This window comes from Bacillus cereus group sp. MYBK227-1 (assembly GCF_051916325.1).
GTDB lineage: Bacteria > Bacillota > Bacilli > Bacillales > Bacillaceae_G > Bacillus_A > Bacillus_A cereus.
On sequence record NZ_JBQAGK010000003.1, the window covers coordinates 635,407 to 654,707 of the forward strand.

Sequence of the window (19,301 nt, forward strand, 5' to 3'; positions counted from 1 at the left end):
AATTTCATGTGAAACTTGGTATTATTACTAGGTATTAAATTTTTATTGGAATAATATTTTTACAGGAATTTCGATTTATTATAAAGAAATATAAATTGGAATGTTTAAAAAATTTATCGTAAGATGGAAATAGTAAATATTTCTATTAGTTAATGAAATATATTTTCTAATAGAGTACATCGTATTTTTACAGTCAATCTAGTTTTCGTGACGAGAATCTGTAAAAACGGGACAAACAAGAGTATGGGAGTGGATTTTACATGTTTAAAATTCAAGAAGTTCGTGAATTAATTAAATTAATTGATAGCTCTAATATTGATGAATTTGAATACAAAAAAGACGGTACAACAATCAAAATGAAAAAGCGTGGTAATGAAGTTGTTGCTGTGCAAGCACCTGCAGCAAAACAAGCTATGCAACCAGTAGCGCCTGTTGAAGTTGAAACGACAGTAGCAGCAGCGCAAGCAGAAGTGCCAAAACAAGAAGAGAAGAAGGTTGTTCAAAATGAAAACCTACATAAAATCACATCACCGATGGTAGGTACATTCTATTCTTCTTCTTCGCCTGATACACCTCCATATGTAAGTGTTGGGGATAGAGTATCGAAAGATTCTATCGTATGTATTGTCGAGGCTATGAAGTTATTTAACGAAATTGATGCTGATGTAGAGGGCGAAATTGTTGAAATTCTTGTTAATAACGGACAGCTTGTTGAATATGGACAACCGCTATTTCTTGTAAAAGCGTAATAAGGGAGTCTTTGTGATGATAAAAAAAGTATTAATAGCCAATCGTGGGGAAATTGCTGTACGAATTATTCGTGCTTGTAAAGAAATGGATATTGAAACAGTTGCAATTTATTCAGAAGCAGATAAAGAGTCACTTCACGTACAGATTGCAGACGAGGCGTATTGTGTAGGACCAACGATTTCGAAAGAAAGCTATTTAAATTTGACAAACATTATTAGCGTTGCGAAGTTAACAGGCTGCGATGCTATTCATCCGGGATACGGATTTTTAGCAGAGAATGCAGATTTCGCAGAGTTATGCCGTGAATGTAACTTGATTTTTATCGGTCCAAGTCCAGAAGCTATTTCAAAGATGGGCACAAAAGACGTTGCTCGTGATACAATGAAAGAAGCAGGGGTTCCGATTGTACCAGGTTCACAAGGGATTATTAAAAATACCGAAGAAGCGATTGAGCTTGCTAATCAAATTGGATATCCAGTTATTATTAAAGCGACTGCAGGTGGCGGTGGAAAAGGTATTCGTGTTGCACGCCATGAAGAAGAGCTTATAAAAGGAATTCAAATTACACAGCAAGAAGCTAGTACCGCTTTTGGGAACCCTGGTGTATACTTAGAAAAGTACGTTGAAGATTTCCGCCATGTTGAGATTCAAATAATGGCAGATACACATGGAAATGCCATTCATTTAGGAGAGCGTGATTGTACAATTCAGCGCCGTTTGCAAAAACTATTAGAAGAAAGTCCATCACCTGCACTTGATGAAGAGATTCGCAAGCAGATGGGTGAAGCGGCAGTTAAAGCGGCGGTAGCGGTTGATTATACAGGTGCTGGTACGGTTGAGTTTATTTATGAATATAAAACGAAAACCTTTTACTTCATGGAGATGAATACGAGAATTCAGGTTGAGCATCCGGTTACTGAAATGGTAACAGGAATGGACTTAATTAAAGAACAAATTCTTGTTGCTTCAGGAGAAAAGTTATCGTTACAGCAAGAAGAAGTACAATTTAATGGTTGGGCAATTGAATGTCGAATTAATGCGGAAAACCCTGCCAAAAAATTTATGCCATCTCCAGGTAAAGTAGAAATGTACTTACCACCAGGAGGATTTGGTATTCGCGTCGATTCAGCTGTATATCCGGGATATTCAATCCCACCTTTCTATGATTCGATGGTTGCTAAATTAATTGTTCACGGAAAAACACGTGAAGAGGCAATTGCAAAAATGAAGCGCGCACTTAGTGAATTTGTCATTGAAGGCGTACATACAACAATCCCGTTCCATTTGCAATTGCTAGATCATCCTGATTTTGTAAAAGGTGAGTTTAATACGAAATTTTTGGAAGAGCATGAACTTGTGACGCAGTGATACATTAAAGGAGGTTTTTTTCATGGCTGAACATATGTTAGATATGGGTCAAGATACAACTCTTGGTAAAGTAGAAATTGCACCAGAAGTAATTGAAGTAATTGCAGGTATTGCAGCTGCTGAAGTAGAAGGTGTAGCGGCAATGCGCGGTAATTTTGCTACAGATGTTGTTGAGAAGTTAGGTAAGAAAAATCATGGTAAAGGTGTAAAGGTTGAATTAGCAAACGAAGATATTATCGTTGACCTTTATGTTGTAATGTATTTTGGTGTAGCAATTCCAGTTGTTGCACAAAAGATTCAAGACAATATTCGCCAAGCACTCTTTACAATGACAGGACTTGAGCCAAAAGAAGTGAATGTTCACATCGTTGGCGTAACATTCGAAACACAAAAAACAGAAATCGAACCAGTGTAAGAATGAAAAGGTGCCTAGTAACATAGGCATCTTTTTTATCGTTTCATTTCTTCACAAATTACAACCCTCTAATTATTATACTATTTCAAAAAATAAGAAATAAACAAGAAAATGTGTCGTTTTTCCAAAAAACGTACATTGTGATAAGATATGGAACTTGAAGTTAATCTTTTTATTATTTTTCAGCCTTGTAACCCGTGTGTGAAACGATAAATTGTGTTATTATCATTGTATTATAAGGTTGGAAAATCAATGAAAACTGTAAGAGTAAGTGAATTGACGGCTTATAAATTATAATAATATAACAAAGTATAAGGAAAGACTTGAAGCATAAAGGAGAGTTACAATGAAACGTAGGACGGCTAGAGAAAGAGCAATGCAAGCATTATACCAAATGGATATTACAGGTGAATTAGAACCGAAAGTAGCAGTGGAAAACACGCTAGATGAAGGCGAAGAAACAAATGAGTTTCTAGAGTCACTTGTAGTAGGTTTTGTAGAAAATAAAGAAGTAATCGATGAAGCGATTCGTCAAAATTTAAAAAAGTGGAAGCTTGAGCGTATTAGTATTGTTGATCGCAGTATTTTACGTGTAGCTGTGTATGAAATGAAATACATGGAAGAAATTCCACACAACGTAACAATTAACGAAGCAATTGAAATTGCTAAAACATTTGGGGATGAGGAATCTCGTCGTTTTATTAACGGCGTTTTATCTAATATAAAAGATACACTGTAAATTCTTTAAGGGGGAATCTTAAAATGGTAGCAGTAATCATCAAAGGAAATGAAGTTGCGGAGAAAAAACGAGCACAATTAACAGAAGAAGTTGTGAAGTTGAAAGAGCAAGGTATTGTACCAGGATTAGCAGTTATTTTAGTTGGAGAAGATCCAGCATCTCGTTCTTATGTGAAAGGAAAAGAAAAAGGCTGTGAACAAGTAGGGATTTACTCAGAGCTAATTGAACTTCCTGAAACAATTACTGAGGAACGTTTGCTTGCTGAAATCGATCGCTTAAATGGCGATGACCGTATTAATGGCATATTAGTGCAATTACCTTTACCAAAACATATTGAAGAAAAAGCTATCATTGAAAGAATTTCACCAGAAAAGGATGTAGACGGATTTCACCCAATCAGCGTGGGACGTATGATGACGGGACAAGATACATTCCTTCCATGTACACCGCATGGTATTGTAGAATTAGTAAAAGAAACAAATCTTGATATTTCTGGAAAACATGTAGTAGTAATTGGAAGAAGTAATATTGTCGGTAAACCAGTGGGGCAATTGTTTTTAAATGAAAATGCCACTGTCACATATTGTCATTCTAAGACGCAAAATATGAAAGAGTTATCGAAGTTAGCTGATATTTTAATCGTAGCTGTTGGACGACCTAAAATGATAACAGCGGATTATATTAAAGAAGGGGCGGTTGTAATTGACGTTGGTGTTAACCGTTTAGAAACAGGAAAACTTTGTGGTGATGTTGACTTTGACAACGTGTTAGATGTTGCGGGTTACATTACACCTGTGCCAAAGGGTGTTGGTCCAATGACAATCACAATGCTTCTTCATAATACTGTTGAATCTGCCAAACGTGCAGGTGTCGTTTGTAAATAATTTGAGTCGGCTATGAGGAGAGAGAAATGGAGAAGCAATATTTAACCGTTACAGCGTTAACACGCTATATAAAAACAAAAATAGAATATGATCCGCATTTGCAGTCTGTTTGGTTAAAAGGTGAAATTTCCAACTTTAAAAATCATAGCCGTGGCCACATGTATTTTACATTGAAAGATGAAAATGCAAGAATCGCAGCGGTTATGTTTGCGGGCCATAATCGTAATATTAAATTCAAACCTGAAAATGGGATGAAGGTACTCGTGAAAGGAAAAATCTCTGTTTACGAGGCGAGTGGTTCTTATCAAATTTATATTCAAGACATGCAGCCTGACGGAGTCGGAAATTTACATTTAGCGTACGAACAGTTAAAAGTTCGTTTAGAAGAGGAAGGACTTTTTTCTCAAGTTTATAAAAAAGCGATTCCTCCTTACGCTAAAACAATAGGTGTGATTACGTCGCCAACAGGAGCAGCGATTCGTGATATTATAACAACGATTAAACGTCGTTATCCAATTGGGAATGTTATTGTATTTCCGGTACTTGTACAAGGGGAGTCAGCGGCTCCCTCGATTGTACAAGCGATTCGTACAGCGAATGAAATGGGAGAGATAGATGTACTAATCGTTGGTCGTGGTGGAGGTTCTATTGAGGAATTATGGGCTTTCAATGAGGAAATGGTTGCAAGAGCAATCTTTAAGAGTGAAATTCCTATTATTTCGGCAGTAGGCCATGAAACAGATTTTACAATTGCAGATTTTGTTGCAGATTTACGCGCGCCAACACCGACCGCAGCAGCTGAGTTGGCAGCACCTAACATTATAGAGTTACAAGAAAAGGTATTACAAAGAACTCTGAGATTGCAAAGAGCAATGAGAGAGTTAGTACATAAAAAAGAAGAAAAACTACAAGTGTTGCAAAAATCGTATGCGTTCCGTTATCCAAGACAAGTATATGAGCAAAAGGAAGAGCAATTAGATAGAGCGCTAGAACAGCTTGTTTTAGCGAAAGAGCGCTATATTGATAAAAAGGTGAATCAGTTAAAGCAACTTTCATTTTATTTAGAGAAGCACCACCCATCTCAAAAAATTATGCAAACGAAGGTAGCTGTGGAAACGTTGCAAAAGCAATTACAACGTGAAATGCAAACGTTACTTCAAACGAAAGAATTTGCCTTTGTAAGAGCTGCTCAAAAACTTGAAGCGTTAAGTCCGCTTAAAGTAATGATGAGAGGGTACGGGCTTGTATATGATGAAGAGAAGCAAGTGTTAAAAAGTGTGAAAGATGTAAGCCTTGGAGATGCTGTTTCAGTTCAATTACAAGATGGAATACTAGATTGTAGCGTATCAGGCATAGAGGAGCGTGAATTGAATAATGGAAAATAAATTAAGCTTTGAAGAGGCAATTTCGCAACTTGAGCATCTTGTTTCTAAGCTAGAACAAGGTGACGTACCTTTAGAAGAAGCGATTTCTTATTTTAAAGAAGGTATGGAATTATCTAAGCTTTGTGATGAGAAGTTGAAGAATGTACAAGAACAAATGGCAGTTATTCTTGGGGAAGATGGAGAGCTTGAACCGTTTACTGCTTTAGGAGATGAAGCATAGTGACGATTGCTTTTGATACTTTTTTGAAAGAAAGTAAAACTTTCGTAGAAGAAAAACTTGTAAGCTATGCAAATGGATTACAATGTCCAAATGTACTTCGTGAAGCGATGGCATATTCTTTGGAAGCGGGTGGAAAACGTCTCCGCCCGTTACTTTTGTTTGCAACATTACAAGCGTTTGGGAAAGAAAGAAATCTTGGAGTAGGTGCAGCTTGTGCTCTTGAAATGATTCATACATATTCGTTAGTTCATGATGATTTACCTTGTATGGATGATGATGATTTAAGAAGAGGAAAGCCCACAAATCACAAAGTATTTGGTGAAGCGATGGCAGTTTTAGCAGGAGATGGCTTATTGACATACGCTTTTCAAGTTATTATGGCATATGAGCAAAAAGAAATTTCTGCTGAAAAAAAAGTAAGACTTGTACTTGAACTCGCAAAAGCAGCAGGACCAGAAGGAATGGTTGGCGGACAAGTGGCAGATATGGAAGCGGAAGGGAAACGCCTTACGATTGATGAATTGGAGTACATCCATAAACATAAGACCGGAAAACTACTTGAATTTGCTGTACTTGCGGGTGCGATACTTTCTGATGCGACAGAAGAGCAAGAAGAAAAGTTGCTTACGTTTGCCAAATATATCGGTCTAGCTTTCCAAATTCGAGATGATATTTTAGATGTCGAAGGAACTGAAGAAGAGATTGGAAAACCGATTGGTAGTGATCTTTCTAATGAAAAGAGCACATATACGACGTTGTTTACTGTAGATAGAGCAAAGGATATTTTAGAAGAAACAATTGCAGAAGCAAAAGGTGCGATTAGCTCCTTGCAATTACAAGATGAATATTTACTATCTATTTGCGATTTGATTGCAAAACGTAATAACTAATATAACAGCGTTTTCATTTGTTGAGTCATTCATCATTTTATGATATAAATGTAGGAAAAGGTTTTTCTTTTCTTGTTATTGGCAAAAATATATGTAGATTACATTGCCGTTATCACTTCGTGTTAGCGGCTATTTTTTTCATCGCCTAAAGAAATATGGTTTATAATAGGATTAAGGCGCAATAGACTGGTTAATAGCGGGACAAGACGAAAAATAGAAAAGAGAATTTCTTGTTTTGTGTAAATGTTTTTTATAATATTTGACATGTTGACAGATTATGAAATGAAAGTGAGTGATCCGTGTGGATCTAACGCAAATTCAAAACCCTAGTTTTTTGAAAGATATGTCTATCAGTGAACTAGAGGGATTGAGTGAGGATATTCGTAAGTTTTTAATTGAAGAGCTCTCTCAAACAGGTGGACATATTGCACCTAATTTAGGTGTAGTAGAACTCACAATTGCTCTGCATAAATTATTTGATAGCCCGCAAGATAAATTTTTATGGGATGTAGGACATCAATCCTATGTACATAAAATTTTAACTGGACGCGCGAAAGAGTTTGGTACATTAAGGCAATATCAAGGTCTATGTGGTTTCCCGAAACGTTGTGAGAGTGAGCACGATGTATGGGAAACTGGTCATAGCTCGACTTCGTTATCGGCTGCAATGGGAATGGCTCTGGCACGTGATTTAAAGAAAACGAAAGAATATGTTATACCAATTATTGGAGATGGTGCTTTAACAGGCGGAATGGCTTTAGAGGCATTGAACCATATTGGACATGAAAAAACAGACATGATTGTTATTTTGAATGATAATGAAATGTCAATTGCACCAAACGTTGGTGCGCTTCATAATGTGCTCGGTCGTTTACGTACCGCAGGAAAATATCACTGGGTAAAAGATGAATTAGAGTATATATTAAAGAAAATCCCAGCAGTTGGCGGGAAAGTGGCTGCGACAGCAGAGAAAATAAAAGATAGTCTTAAATATTTACTAGTATCTGGTGTCTTTTTCGAAGAGTTAGGCTTTACATATTTAGGTCCAGTCGATGGGCATGATTATGAAAAGTTATTCGAAACGTTGCAATATGCAAAGAAAACAAAAGGCCCAGTACTCGTTCATGTTATTACGAAAAAAGGAAAAGGTTATAAACCGGCTGAGAGTGACGTTATTGGAACTTGGCATGGAACAGGACCTTATAAAATTGAATCAGGTGACTTCGTTAAGCCGAAAGAAGTTGCACCAGCATGGAGTGCTGTCGTTAGTGAAACAGTACTTAAGCTAGCGAGAGCAGATGAGCGTATCGTAGCAATTACACCTGCAATGCCTGTGGGATCAAAACTTGAGAAATTCCAAAAAGAATTCCCAGATCGTATGATTGATGTAGGTATTGCAGAACAGCATGCTACAACAATGGCAGCAGGTATGGCAACGCAAGGAATGAAGCCATTCTTAGCGATTTATTCAACATTTTTACAAAGAGCATATGACCAAGTTGTTCATGATATATGCCGCCAAAATTTAAATGTTTTCATCGGAATAGATCGTTCGGGATTAGTAGGAGCAGATGGTGAAACGCATCAAGGCGTATTTGATATCTCATTCTTACGTCACTTGCCGAATATGGTGCTTATGATGCCGAAAGATGAAAATGAAGGGCAACATTTAGTTTATACGGCGATGCAATATGAAGATGGACCAATCGCATTGCGTTATGCGCGCGGTAATGGACTTGGCGTTCATATGGATGAAGAATTAAAGGCGATTCCAATCGGTACGTGGGAGACGTTAAAAGAGGGTACACAAGCAGCTATTTTAACGTTTGGTACGACAATACCAATGGCAATGGAAGCAGCTGAGCGTCTTGAAAAAGCTGGGGTTTCAGTGAAAGTAGTGAATGCTCGCTTTATTAAACCAATGGATGAAGCATATTTACATGATCTTCTAGGAAAGAATATACCGATTTTAACGATTGAAGAAGCTTGTTTAATCGGTGGTTTTGGAACAGGAGTAGTTGAATTTGCATCTGAAAATGGTTACCATAGTGCATTAGTTGAACGAATGGGTATTCCAGACCGCTTCATAGAGCACGGAAGTGTAACAAAATTATTGGAAGAAATTGGTTTAACGACAGATGCTGTTGTAGACCGTATTCATACAATGATTCCATCAAAACAAAAAAGGGCGTAACAAATGAGCGTAAAAAAAGAAAGAGTAGATGTACTATTAGTAGAGCGAGGACTTATAGAAACGCGTGAGAAAGCAAAGCGCGCCATTATGGCCGGACTCGTATATGCGAATGAGATGAGACTTGATAAGCCAGGAGAGAAAATCTCGCAAGATACTGAGATTACGGTGAAGGGACAAGTTATGCCGTATGTAAGTCGTGGTGGTTATAAACTTGAAAAGGCATTAGAGACATTTCATCTTGATTTACAAGATAAAGTTATGATAGATATTGGTTCATCAACTGGTGGCTTTACAGATTGCGCGCTTCAAAATGGAGCGAAATTATCTTATGCATTAGATGTAGGATATAATCAACTAGCGTGGAAATTACGTCAAGATGAGCGTGTTGTTGTAATGGAACGAACAAACTTCCGTTACGTGACACCAGCAGACTTAGAACGTGGTTTACCTCAATTTGCAAGTATTGATGTTTCATTTATATCATTAAAGCTTATACTGCCAGTTTTAAAAACAATGCTTATGCCTAACGGAGATGTAGCAGCGTTAATTAAACCGCAGTTTGAAGCTGGAAGAGAGCAAGTTGGGAAAAAAGGTATCGTTCGTGATAGAAAAGTACATGAAGCTGTTGTAGAAATGATTGTCGAGTTTGCTTTAAAAGAAGGCTATGATGTGGAAGGTTTAACATTCTCACCAATTACGGGTGGGGATGGTAATATTGAATTTTTAATTCATCTGAAATGGCATGGTGAACGTGAGAATGGCGAAAATCATTCTCCGATTTCTATAGAGCAAGTTGTTACAGAAGCGCATGAAGTTCTAAAACAAAAAGGGAAAGGGGAATAACATATGTTGTTCCTCTTTTTGCTGTAATTGTATAATGATTGTAAAAACAATTGTGTACAAGAAACGAATTATAAGTTAACATAAATAAGTGAAGTATACCAATGTTTAAACTATGGTAAGAGATAGTGTGAGGTGCAAATGTATGAATAAAGGTCAGCGCCATATTAAAATCAGGGAAATTATTGCAAACAAAGAAATTGAAACACAAGATGAATTAGTTGATATTTTACGTAATGAGGGATTTAATGTAACGCAAGCAACAGTATCGCGCGATATTAAAGAACTGCACTTAGTGAAGGTGCCATTACATGATGGGCGCTATAAATATAGCTTGCCAGCAGATCAACGATTTAACCCGTTACAAAAATTAAAACGAAATCTAGTGGATTCATTTGTAAAATTAGACACGGCAGGACATATGCTTGTGCTAAAAACATTGCCTGGTAACGCTCATTCACTTGGAGCACTTATTGATCATTTAGAGTGGGATGAGATCATCGGAACCATCTGTGGTGATGATACTTGCTTAATTATTTGCCGTACACCTGACGATACAGGTGTTGTCTCTGATCGTTTCTTAAATATGTTGTAACAAAAAATCTTGTTTGCTTTCCATCGTAAAGTGGAAAGTGAACAAGATATTTTTATTGGTTAAAAATATGAATTTTCAATTGTAATATAATATTTTGTTTGCATAAAGTTAGAAAATAGATGGATTGACCCGTAAAACAAATGTTTGGTACAATGAAGCGGGTTAGAAGAGTATATACATACAAATATATAGCATGATTATTTGAATGAAGAACTGAGAAAATCCTTTAGTAAGGGATTATTTTATAACGAGGTGAATGGGGCATTGTTATCGGAATTATCGATTAGAAACTTTGCTATTATTGAAGCATTAAATATTTCTTTTCAAAAAGGTTTAACGGTTTTAAGCGGTGAAACAGGGGCCGGAAAATCGATTATTATTGATGCAATTAGTTTACTTGTAGGTGGCCGTGGGTCAGCAGAATTTGTTCGATATGGAACAGAGAAGGCTGAGATTGAAGGGCTATTTTATGTTGAAGATGAGAAGCATCCATGTATTGAAAAGGCAGAAGAGTTAGATATAGAAATAGAAGATGGCATGATTATTTTAAAGCGTGATATTGCTGCGAACGGGAAGAGTGTATGTCGTGTAAATGGGAAGCTTGTTACACTTAGCATATTAAAAGAAATTGGGAAAACACTTGTTGATATTCATGGACAGCACGAAACGCAAGATTTAATGAATGAAGAACGACATCTGTTTATGCTTGATCACTTTGATGGGGATCGAATCGTTAAACAATTAGACATATATCAAAACGTATACGCTGACTATGAAAAATTAAAAAAACAATTGAAATCGTTAAGTGAAAATGAGCAACAAATGGCACATCGCTTAGATTTAATTCAATTTCAGCATGAAGAAATTCGCAAGGCGGATTTAAAGATGGATGAAGAAAATGAATTAACTGAGGAACGATTGCAAATTTCTAATTTTGAAAAGATTTATAAAGCGTTAGGTGATGCATATCGTTCGTTAAGTGCCGACGGACAAGGGTTAGATAATGTAAGAAGTGCAATGGGGCAAATGGAAAGTATTACACATTTAGATGAAGTGTATCAGGAGAATCATGATTCAATTGCAAATAGCTATTACTTATTAGAAGAGGTTGCCTATCAACTGAGAGAAAAGCTCGATATGATGGAATATGATCCAAATCGTTTAGATGAAATCGAAACACGTTTGAATGAAATTCGTATGCTGAAGAGAAAATATGGAAATACTGTAGAAGAGATTTTAGCGTATGCTGATAAAATTGAACAGGAAATTTTTACGATTCAAAATAAAGACGTTCATATTGAAACGACGAAGAAACAGTTGAAGGAATTAGAAAGTGTTATTCTGAAAGAAGCAACGTTGTTAAGTAATATGCGTCATGAGCTTGCAGAACACCTTACAAATGCAATTCATCAGGAATTAAAAGAATTATATATGGAAAAAACGAAATTTGAAGTGAGAATTATGAAGAGAGAAGGAAATGTAGAAGAGCCCCTTGTGGAAGGTGCGCCGGTAAGACTTACGGCGGATGGTTACGATCATGTGGAATTTTATATTTCGACGAACCCAGGAGAGCCGCTAAAACCACTTTCAAAGGTTGCATCTGGCGGAGAGTTATCTCGTATCATTTTAGCTTTAAAAAGCATTTTTTCTAAGCATCAAGGGGTTGCATCTGTTATTTTTGATGAAGTGGATACGGGTGTAAGTGGCCGGGTCGCACAGGCTATTGCGGAAAAAATTTATCGAGTATCAGTAAACTCGCAAGTACTTTGTATTACGCACTTACCTCAAGTAGCTTCAATGGCAGATTCACATTTATTTATTCGAAAACAAGTAGCGAATGATCGGACAATTACATCGGTTACTGTTTTAACTATGGAGGATAAAGTAACAGAAATAGCTCGAATGATTTCTGGTGTGGAAATCACAGATTTAACGACAGAGCATGCGAAAGAATTACTTACGCAAGCGCATCATTTTAAACAGACAGCAGAGGCTATCCAGTAATGGATAGCTTTTTTTCTCAAATGACGATTTCTTAATTCTTCCGGTTATAAATAAAGCACTGCAAGGAGAGATTAAAAAGTGAAGCCAAGAGGCTGAATGTGGGGTAGGAGCGAGGAGAGTGAACAAGTTGAAATTAGAAAAATTTCGAAAAATAATAGGTCTTTGTCTCCTTGTTTCTTTAGTTTTTATTGGATGTTTTAAACCGCTTCGAACGTTTATTTCATCACCGAAACAACTTGTTGTTTTTGAAGGACAACAATCAGAAATATCATCATTACCAGTTTTCAAAGCTTCATCCACAAATCGTCATGTATTTACAGTGAGTTCGAATGAACAAAAACAAGGACTTATGGTAAATTCTCATCAAAATGGTGAAGCTGATATGGTATTTCAGCTTGCTGGTTTTCCAGTGAAAAAAGTAAATGTGAAAGTGTTAAAAGATTTTAAAGTGATTCCAGGTGGACAATCAATTGGTGTGAAATTAAATACAAAAGGTGTACTTGTTGTAGGCCATCATTTAATTCAAACTGAAAAAGGTAAAATATCTCCTGGTGAAATAGCAGGTGTACAAATTGGAGATATGATTACTGAAATTAATGGTAAAACAATTGAAAGAATGAGTGATGTAGCACCGTTTATTCATAATAGTGGAGAAACAGGTGAACCGCTTAATCTTGTATTGTTAAGAGATGGAAAATATATTCGTACGAAGCTAACTCCACAAAAAGACAACGGTGAATCGTCTTATCGAATTGGCTTGTATATCCGTGATTCGGCAGCTGGAATTGGAACGATGACATTTGTTCATCCAGATTCTATGAAATATGGGGCACTTGGTCATGTTATTTCTGATAATGATACGAAAAAGCCGATTCAAGTCGAAGATGGACAAATTATGCGCTCGACAGTTACATCAATTGAAAGAGGTAGTCATGGGAATCCAGGGGAGAAATTAGCAAGATTCTCACCAGACCGTGAAGTGATTGGCAATATTACAATTAATAGTCCATATGGTATTTTTGGAAAATTAAATACGAATATGAAAAACGGTATAATGGATAAAGCGATGCCTATCGCATTATCTCATCAAGTAAAAGAAGGACCGGCAAAAATATTAACAGTTATTGATCAAGATAAAGTAGAAGCGTTTGATATTGAAGTTGTTAGTACAGTGCAACAAAAATTCCCAGCCACAAAGGGTATGGTAATAAAAGTAACAGATAAACGTCTATTAGCGAAAACGGGCGGTATCGTACAGGGAATGAGTGGAAGTCCAATTGTACAAAATGGAAAAGTAATTGGTGCTGTTACACACGTATTTGTAAATGATCCAACATCAGGATATGGTGTTCATATTGAATGGATGTTACATCAAGCTGGAATTAATATTTATGATCAAGAGAAAAAAGCGAGCTAATATATATTATTAGCTCGCTTTTTCTGTTGAAAAATTCGTTGAAATTTTGTAAAAGCTCCGCAAGAGGTGTTTTTTGTTGTAAAATAAAAGGAAAGGGTTGAACGTTTCGTTGTATTTCTATGATGGAATGTGTTGCGAAAGGGAATAAATGAACGATAAACATATTTTTTTGTGATTTTATCGGAAAGTAAGAAACTTTAAAAGGGAATTTTCACACAATTGTCGAACAATTCATGTAGCCTAGAAGGATACACATGTCGGAGAATCGATTCGGTAAGGGAGGAAAAGCTGTGGAGAAAATTAAAGTATGTCTTGTGGATGATAATAAAGAATTAGTATCAATGTTAGAGAGCTATGTAGCCGCTCAAGATGATATGGAAGTAATCGGTACTGCTTATAATGGTCAAGAGTGTTTAAACTTATTAACAGATAAGCAACCTGATGTACTCGTTTTAGACATTATTATGCCACACTTAGATGGTTTAGCTGTATTGGAAAAAATGCGACATATTGAAAGGTTAAAACAGCCTAGCGTAATTATGTTGACAGCATTCGGGCAAGAAGATGTGACGAAAAAAGCAGTTGACTTAGGTGCCTCATATTTCATATTAAAACCATTTGATATGGAGAATTTAACGAGTCATATTCGTCAAGTGAGTGGTAAAGCAAACGCTATGATTAAGCGTCCACTACCATCATTCCGATCAGCAACAACAGTAGATGGAAAACCGAAAAACTTAGATGCGAGTATTACGAGTATCATTCATGAAATTGGTGTACCCGCTCATATTAAAGGATATATGTATTTACGAGAAGCAATCTCCATGGTATACAATGATATCGAATTATTAGGATCGATTACGAAAGTATTGTATCCAGATATCGCAAAGAAATATAATACCACAGCAAGCCGTGTGGAGCGCGCAATTCGTCACGCAATTGAAGTAGCTTGGAGCCGTGGGAATATTGATTCTATTTCGTCCTTATTCGGTTATACAGTATCCATGTCAAAAGCAAAACCTACGAACTCTGAGTTTATCGCAATGGTTGCGGATAAGCTGAGACTTGAACATAAAGCTAGTTGAGAGTAAAAGTAGTAAGGGATTTAAGCTTTAGTAAAGCTTAATAATTCTTGAAATTGATACTCGATATCAAATTTAAAGCCAATAAACTTTTTAATGAAAGACCAATGAATGTTATAATTCGTTGGTCTTTTTATTTTGTTGAGAAAAAGAGATTATTTGATAGTGTGGAAAATAAAACCTATTTTCAGTAATATTACATGTAAGTGAGTTTTTTATAAGGCAATAAAATAGATATAGATAGGGAGAAGGGGAATGGAAAATAAAATTTCAACTTGGCTAGGAATAGTAGCAGCTATGGGAGTTCTTGCTATTGCAGTTACATTTGGAATGTTAGAACTTGCAGATAATCCAGTAGATAAAGAAGTGAGCGCTCAAATAGATAAAAAAGAAGACCAAACAATAGTAGGTAGAGAGGTGGATGGGGTCTTTGTTGATGTGTATGTTACTGAAAATTCTACTGAAAGCGAAGTCATTACAGCGATGCATCGCATGACTCATCAAAAAGTGGTGGCAGAACGAAAATCGGGCTCTATCCCAATGATTCAAAGTAATGCTAAAAAATTAAAAGAAATTATAAATAAGAGTAGCTTTACGAAGAAAAATGAACTTTTAGCAATTGCTGATAGATGGGCGAAAAAAGATTTTAGTAAAATTGTAGAAGATCACAATTATTTCTCGGATGCTCAAGAAGATAGCGTTTGTAAAGTAACTAGAGCAATGGATGCGTTAGAAGAGCAACATTATATTTTAACTACATTCGGGGAGGGAAAAGCGAAAGAACTATACGAATCAGGGGATGCTCCGCACGTTCAATAAAAAATAATATAAAGGGCTTCTAGTTTTTTTATGATCGTGTTTTTAGAACGCAATGGGGACTTATAAATAAATAGTCTGCTTTCTTTATGACGTGTAACAAAAAAAGAAAAGATGTGATTCATTATTAAATGATGAAGGAACGGCTAAATCACATCGTAGTACATCTGTTAAAGGATTTTAGTAGGAAAGGCATCCGTGATATAATAGAAAATAATAAAAAGTCCTGCAAAACAGGACTGTATTATTCTTCGTCTTTATTTTGTTTTTCTAATTCAACTAGCTTTTGAATTAAAATGTGCTGCGGCATATGCATGAGTTGTTCAAGTGGAACACCTAGTGCTTTTGATAAGCGGACTGCAGTATCTGGAGAGATTTGTAATGGTCTCATAGAAGTACCTCCTTTTTCGTATAGTATAGCATAAGATTGGGGGAGTGAGGATGACTCTTATATTTGCACATCGTGGTGCGGCTGGAACGTACCCAGAAAATACAATGATTTCATTTGAAGCGGCTGAGTCTTTTAGAGCGGATGGAATTGAACTTGATGTTCAATTAACGAAAGATGGAAAAGTTGTCGTCATTCATGATGAAACGGTGGACCGGACAACAAATGGAAAAGGCGCGGTTCGGAATTATGTATATGAGGACTTATGCAAGTTAGATGCAAGTTATAAATTTGGTGATAAAGTAGGTTTTTGTAAAATACCACTTTTAGAAGAGGTATTAGAATGGCTTGAACAAACGAGTTTGCTACTTAATATTGAACTTAAAAATAATAAAATTCCATACAGAGGTTTAGAGGAAGAAGTTATAACGCTTGTGCGGAAATTTAGTCTAGAGGATCGTGTTATATTTTCTTCGTTTAATCACTACAGTATGAAACGGTGCCATATGATGGCTCCTGATATTCAAACAGCAATTTTATATCGCGAAGGTTTGCATAGTCCGTGGGCATACGCGAAAAAAATGGGGGCTACAGCAGTACATCCGAATTATCGTTACCTTCAAGATGCTATTGCCGAACTAACGATGGAAAGTGGTGTAGAGGTTCGCCCTTATACAATTAATGAAGAAACGCTTATGCGTAAATATTTTGATATGAATATATCGGCGATTATTACTGATTACCCTGAAACGGCAAGAACGTTAATGCCAATAAAAAAATGAGACCGCGTGTAACGGTCTCATTTTTTTATTTATAAATAGTGGGGCATTCCTATCTTCTAAAGCGAGCTTGTACTTTATTTCGTTTACGGTCTCGGTGCAAGACGAAGCCACCGAAGATATAAAACCCGAGCCCGAAGCAGAGAGCGCCGATTAAAAATTGTAACCACAGTATAGAGATTGGTGGAAATAGAATCCCGAATACAGTATCTCTCATTAACTTTATACCAAACACAGCTAATGAAATAGGGATGAGTGCTAATAGTAGAGCAACGTAACGCTGCATACATAACGCTCCTTTTCAGATTATTTCGTATATTTTAATGATGTTATAGGGAAAGGGGGTTTGTCAAGAGGGTGCTGAACGAGTAAGATAAAAGTGTGAAAAAATTTGCAGAGTTACTTCGAGAGGAAGTGGGATATATGAAACAAAAAGTATTAATTGTTGGTGCAGGTGAAGGCGGGAGCGCACTGCTGAATCTGTTACAAAGTTCGAATATATTTCAAATTATAGGGATTATTGATATAAATCCGTTGGCAAAAGGACTACAAATTGCTAAGGAATACGGGATTGCAATTGGAGAAAGTGTAACTCCATTTCTTTCTATGCATATCGATGTAATATTTGATATGACAGGTGAAGATGATGTGCATAAGGTTTTATTGGAAAAAAAGAAAAAAGACACTCTTCTTATACCAGGTGATATCGCAAAAATTGTTACAGGATTAGCGCATGAGAAGGAAGGGCTAATTGGGCGATTAGAGGAACAAACGCAACAAGGAGAATTAATTTTAAATTCTACACATGATGGCATGATCGTAATTGATCGAGAGGGACAAGTTCGTCTTTTTAATAAAAGTGCAGAGCGTATTATCGGATATAAAAAAGAAGAGGCGATAGGAAAATATATTTTAGAAGTCATTCCAACTAGTAAATTACTTCGCATTATACGTACGAAACAAATAGAAGTAAATTATGAACTAACATTAGAGAATGGAAAGAAAATTATTACAACGCGTATACCGATATTAAAAGAGGGCGGAGAGGTACAAGGGGCATTTGCAATTTTTAAAGATATAACAGAAGTTGTAGATTTAGCGGAAGAAGTTACAGATTTAAAGGAAATTCAAACACTATTAGAGGCAATTATTAACTCATCTGAAGAAGCAATTTCGGTTGTGGATGAAAAAGGAAGAGGTTTAGTCATTAACCCGGCATATACGAAATTAACGGGTTTAACAGAAGAAGATATTATTGGGAAGCCTGCTACAACTGATATTGTAGAAGGCGAAAGTATGCATATGAAAGTACTTCGAACGCGTCGTGCGGTGCGCGGAATACATATGAAGATTGGGCAAAAAAAGCGCGATGTAATTGTAAACGTGGCACCAGTCATTGTGGATGGAATATTGAAAGGAAGCGTCGGCGTTATCCGTGACGTGTCGGAAATTCAAAAGTTAACAAATGAATTGAATAGAGCAAGGCAAATTATTCGCACATTAGAAGCGAAATATTCATTTGATGATATTGTCGGGAATTCAGATGAAACAACGGCAGCTATCGAACAGGCGAAGCTAGGAGCAAATACACCAGCAACAGTACTGTTACGCGGTGAATCTGGGACTGGTAAAGAATTGTTTGCACATGCAATCCATAATGGAAGTAATCGAAAATACAATAAGTTCGTCCGTGTAAACTGTGCGGCCATTTCGGAGACGTTGTTAGAAAGTGAATTATTTGGTTATGAGGAAGGGGCGTTTTCTGGAGCGAAAAGAGGCGGGAAACGTGGGTTCTTTGAGGAAGCAAATAACGGTAGTATTTTTTTAGATGAAATAGGGGAGTTATCTGCAAATACACAAGCGAAACTCCTTCGTGTACTGCAGGAAAAAGAAATTGTAAAAGTTGGTGGAACGAAAGCGATACCTATTAATGTTCGAGTAATTGCAGCGACGCATGTGAATTTAGAAAAGGCTATTCTAGAAGGGAAGTTTAGGGAGGATTTATATTATCGATTAAATAAAATCCCAATTCAAATTCCATCTCTTCGTCAACGTAAAGGAGATATACCGACAATTGCGGACAGATTGATTCAAAAAATTAATCAAGATTACGGTCGTAATGTAGAAGGGCTCACTGATTCAGCCATTTTATATTTACAATCATACGAATGGCCAGGGAATGTGAGGGAACTTGAAAATATTCTGGGAAGAGCTATTATCTTTATGAATTATAACGAGACCTATATTGATGTACACCATTTACCGCCATTACATAACGAAGAGCAGGTGGAGTCAAAGCAATCTCATTTATTACCTGAATTAGAAGAAAAGCCACTTGAACATTTAGTGACAGAGTTTGAAGGGAATATTATTCATGAATATTTGGAGAGATTTGATGGGAATAAAACGCAAACTGCAAAAGCGTTAGGAATTTCCGTTCGAAATTTATATTACAAGCTAGAAAAGTATGACCATGCAAAAAATAGCATGCAATAAATTGCGTACCGTGCAATTTATTGCATGGTATACAAAAAG

19 protein-coding genes are annotated in these 19,301 nt (G+C 36.4%); 17 read left to right on the forward strand and 2 right to left on the reverse strand.

What is annotated here, in order from left to right; all coding sequences use genetic code 11:
- Positions 1 to 260 precede the first annotated feature (260 nt).
- The 15 genes from accB (at position 261) to ACTFRM_RS16715 (ending at position 15,602) form a co-directional block, all read left to right on the forward strand.
- Positions 261 to 749: an acetyl-CoA carboxylase biotin carboxyl carrier protein gene (gene accB / locus ACTFRM_RS16645; RefSeq protein ID WP_000472866.1), complete on the forward strand. Its 489-nt coding sequence runs from the start codon at positions 261 to 263 to the stop codon at positions 747 to 749.
- A 16-nt stretch (positions 750 to 765) separates the two neighbouring features.
- Positions 766 to 2,118, forward strand: a complete 1,353-nt coding sequence (accC, locus tag ACTFRM_RS16650; protein ID WP_000592871.1) for an acetyl-CoA carboxylase biotin carboxylase subunit — start codon at positions 766 to 768, stop codon at positions 2,116 to 2,118.
- A 22-nt stretch (positions 2,119 to 2,140) separates the two neighbouring features.
- Positions 2,141 to 2,533, forward strand: coding sequence for an Asp23/Gls24 family envelope stress response protein (locus tag ACTFRM_RS16655; RefSeq protein ID WP_000807630.1), 393 nt, complete (start codon positions 2,141 to 2,143; stop codon positions 2,531 to 2,533).
- Positions 2,534 to 2,879: 346 nt separating this feature from the next.
- Positions 2,880 to 3,272: a N utilization substance protein NusB gene (nusB, locus tag ACTFRM_RS16660; protein ID WP_000830249.1), complete on the forward strand. Its 393-nt coding sequence runs from the start codon at positions 2,880 to 2,882 to the stop codon at positions 3,270 to 3,272.
- Positions 3,273 to 3,295: 23 nt separating this feature from the next.
- Entirely contained in the window at positions 3,296 to 4,156 is an 861-nt protein-coding gene (folD, locus tag ACTFRM_RS16665) for a bifunctional methylenetetrahydrofolate dehydrogenase/methenyltetrahydrofolate cyclohydrolase FolD (RefSeq protein ID WP_000226732.1), read from the forward strand.
- Between the two features lie 26 nt (positions 4,157 to 4,182).
- Positions 4,183 to 5,541, forward strand: coding sequence for an exodeoxyribonuclease VII large subunit (gene xseA / locus ACTFRM_RS16670; protein WP_000415249.1), 1,359 nt, complete (start codon positions 4,183 to 4,185; stop codon positions 5,539 to 5,541).
- Positions 5,531 to 5,761 (forward strand): exodeoxyribonuclease VII small subunit, encoded by a 231-nt coding sequence (gene xseB / locus ACTFRM_RS16675; RefSeq protein WP_000428423.1) that lies wholly within the window; start codon positions 5,531 to 5,533, stop codon positions 5,759 to 5,761. Before xseA ends, xseB begins: the two co-directional genes overlap by 11 nt.
- Entirely contained in the window at positions 5,761 to 6,651 is an 891-nt protein-coding gene (gene ispA / locus ACTFRM_RS16680) for a (2E,6E)-farnesyl diphosphate synthase (RefSeq protein ID WP_000150380.1), read from the forward strand. Before xseB ends, ispA begins: the two co-directional genes overlap by 1 nt.
- 301 nt (positions 6,652 to 6,952) lie before the next feature.
- Positions 6,953 to 8,845, forward strand: a complete 1,893-nt coding sequence (gene dxs, locus ACTFRM_RS16685) for a 1-deoxy-D-xylulose-5-phosphate synthase (RefSeq protein WP_000366452.1) — start codon at positions 6,953 to 6,955, stop codon at positions 8,843 to 8,845.
- A 3-nt stretch (positions 8,846 to 8,848) separates the two neighbouring features.
- Positions 8,849 to 9,688 carry a TlyA family rRNA (cytidine-2'-O)-methyltransferase gene (locus ACTFRM_RS16690; protein ID WP_000111875.1) on the forward strand — a complete coding sequence of 280 codons (840 nt, stop codon included), beginning with the start codon at positions 8,849 to 8,851 and terminating at the stop codon, positions 9,686 to 9,688.
- A gap of 142 nt (positions 9,689 to 9,830) precedes the next feature.
- On the forward strand, positions 9,831 to 10,280 hold the full coding sequence (gene argR, locus ACTFRM_RS16695) for an arginine repressor ArgR (RefSeq protein ID WP_001032580.1): 450 nt from the start codon (positions 9,831 to 9,833) through the stop codon (positions 10,278 to 10,280).
- A gap of 264 nt (positions 10,281 to 10,544) precedes the next feature.
- Entirely contained in the window at positions 10,545 to 12,284 is a 1,740-nt protein-coding gene (gene recN, locus ACTFRM_RS16700; protein WP_173600456.1) for a DNA repair protein RecN, read from the forward strand.
- A gap of 118 nt (positions 12,285 to 12,402) precedes the next feature.
- Positions 12,403 to 13,701 (forward strand): SpoIVB peptidase, encoded by a 1,299-nt coding sequence (spoIVB, locus tag ACTFRM_RS16705; protein WP_002024767.1) that lies wholly within the window; start codon positions 12,403 to 12,405, stop codon positions 13,699 to 13,701.
- 290 nt (positions 13,702 to 13,991) lie between these two features.
- The gene (gene spo0A / locus ACTFRM_RS16710; RefSeq protein ID WP_011110369.1) at positions 13,992 to 14,786 is read left to right on the forward strand and encodes a sporulation transcription factor Spo0A; all 795 of its coding nucleotides are present in this window, start codon (positions 13,992 to 13,994) and stop codon (positions 14,784 to 14,786) included.
- A gap of 252 nt (positions 14,787 to 15,038) precedes the next feature.
- Complete coding sequence (locus ACTFRM_RS16715; protein WP_000428230.1) at positions 15,039 to 15,602, forward strand: PRK06770 family protein; 564 nt, start codon at positions 15,039 to 15,041, stop codon at positions 15,600 to 15,602.
- Between the two features lie 241 nt (positions 15,603 to 15,843).
- Here ACTFRM_RS16715 and ACTFRM_RS16720 read toward each other — a convergent pair whose 3' ends face one another.
- The gene (locus ACTFRM_RS16720; protein WP_001247671.1) at positions 15,844 to 15,990 is read right to left on the reverse strand and encodes a YycC family protein; all 147 of its coding nucleotides are present in this window, start codon (positions 15,988 to 15,990) and stop codon (positions 15,844 to 15,846) included.
- Between the two features lie 50 nt (positions 15,991 to 16,040).
- On the opposite strand from ACTFRM_RS16720, the gene ACTFRM_RS16725 reads away from it, so the two are divergent.
- Positions 16,041 to 16,769: a glycerophosphodiester phosphodiesterase gene (locus tag ACTFRM_RS16725; RefSeq protein ID WP_000172583.1), complete on the forward strand. Its 729-nt coding sequence runs from the start codon at positions 16,041 to 16,043 to the stop codon at positions 16,767 to 16,769.
- A 49-nt stretch (positions 16,770 to 16,818) separates the two neighbouring features.
- On the opposite strand, the gene ACTFRM_RS16730 is transcribed toward ACTFRM_RS16725, so the two are convergent.
- A complete protein-coding gene (locus ACTFRM_RS16730; RefSeq protein WP_001190211.1) occupies positions 16,819 to 17,052 on the reverse strand; it encodes a DUF2627 domain-containing protein in 234 nt (77 codons plus the stop codon).
- A gap of 137 nt (positions 17,053 to 17,189) precedes the next feature.
- On the opposite strand from ACTFRM_RS16730, the gene ACTFRM_RS16735 reads away from it, so the two are divergent.
- Positions 17,190 to 19,262, forward strand: a complete 2,073-nt coding sequence (locus ACTFRM_RS16735) for a sigma-54 interaction domain-containing protein (protein ID WP_033666632.1) — start codon at positions 17,190 to 17,192, stop codon at positions 19,260 to 19,262.
- The last annotated feature ends 39 nt before the right edge of the window (positions 19,263 to 19,301 follow it).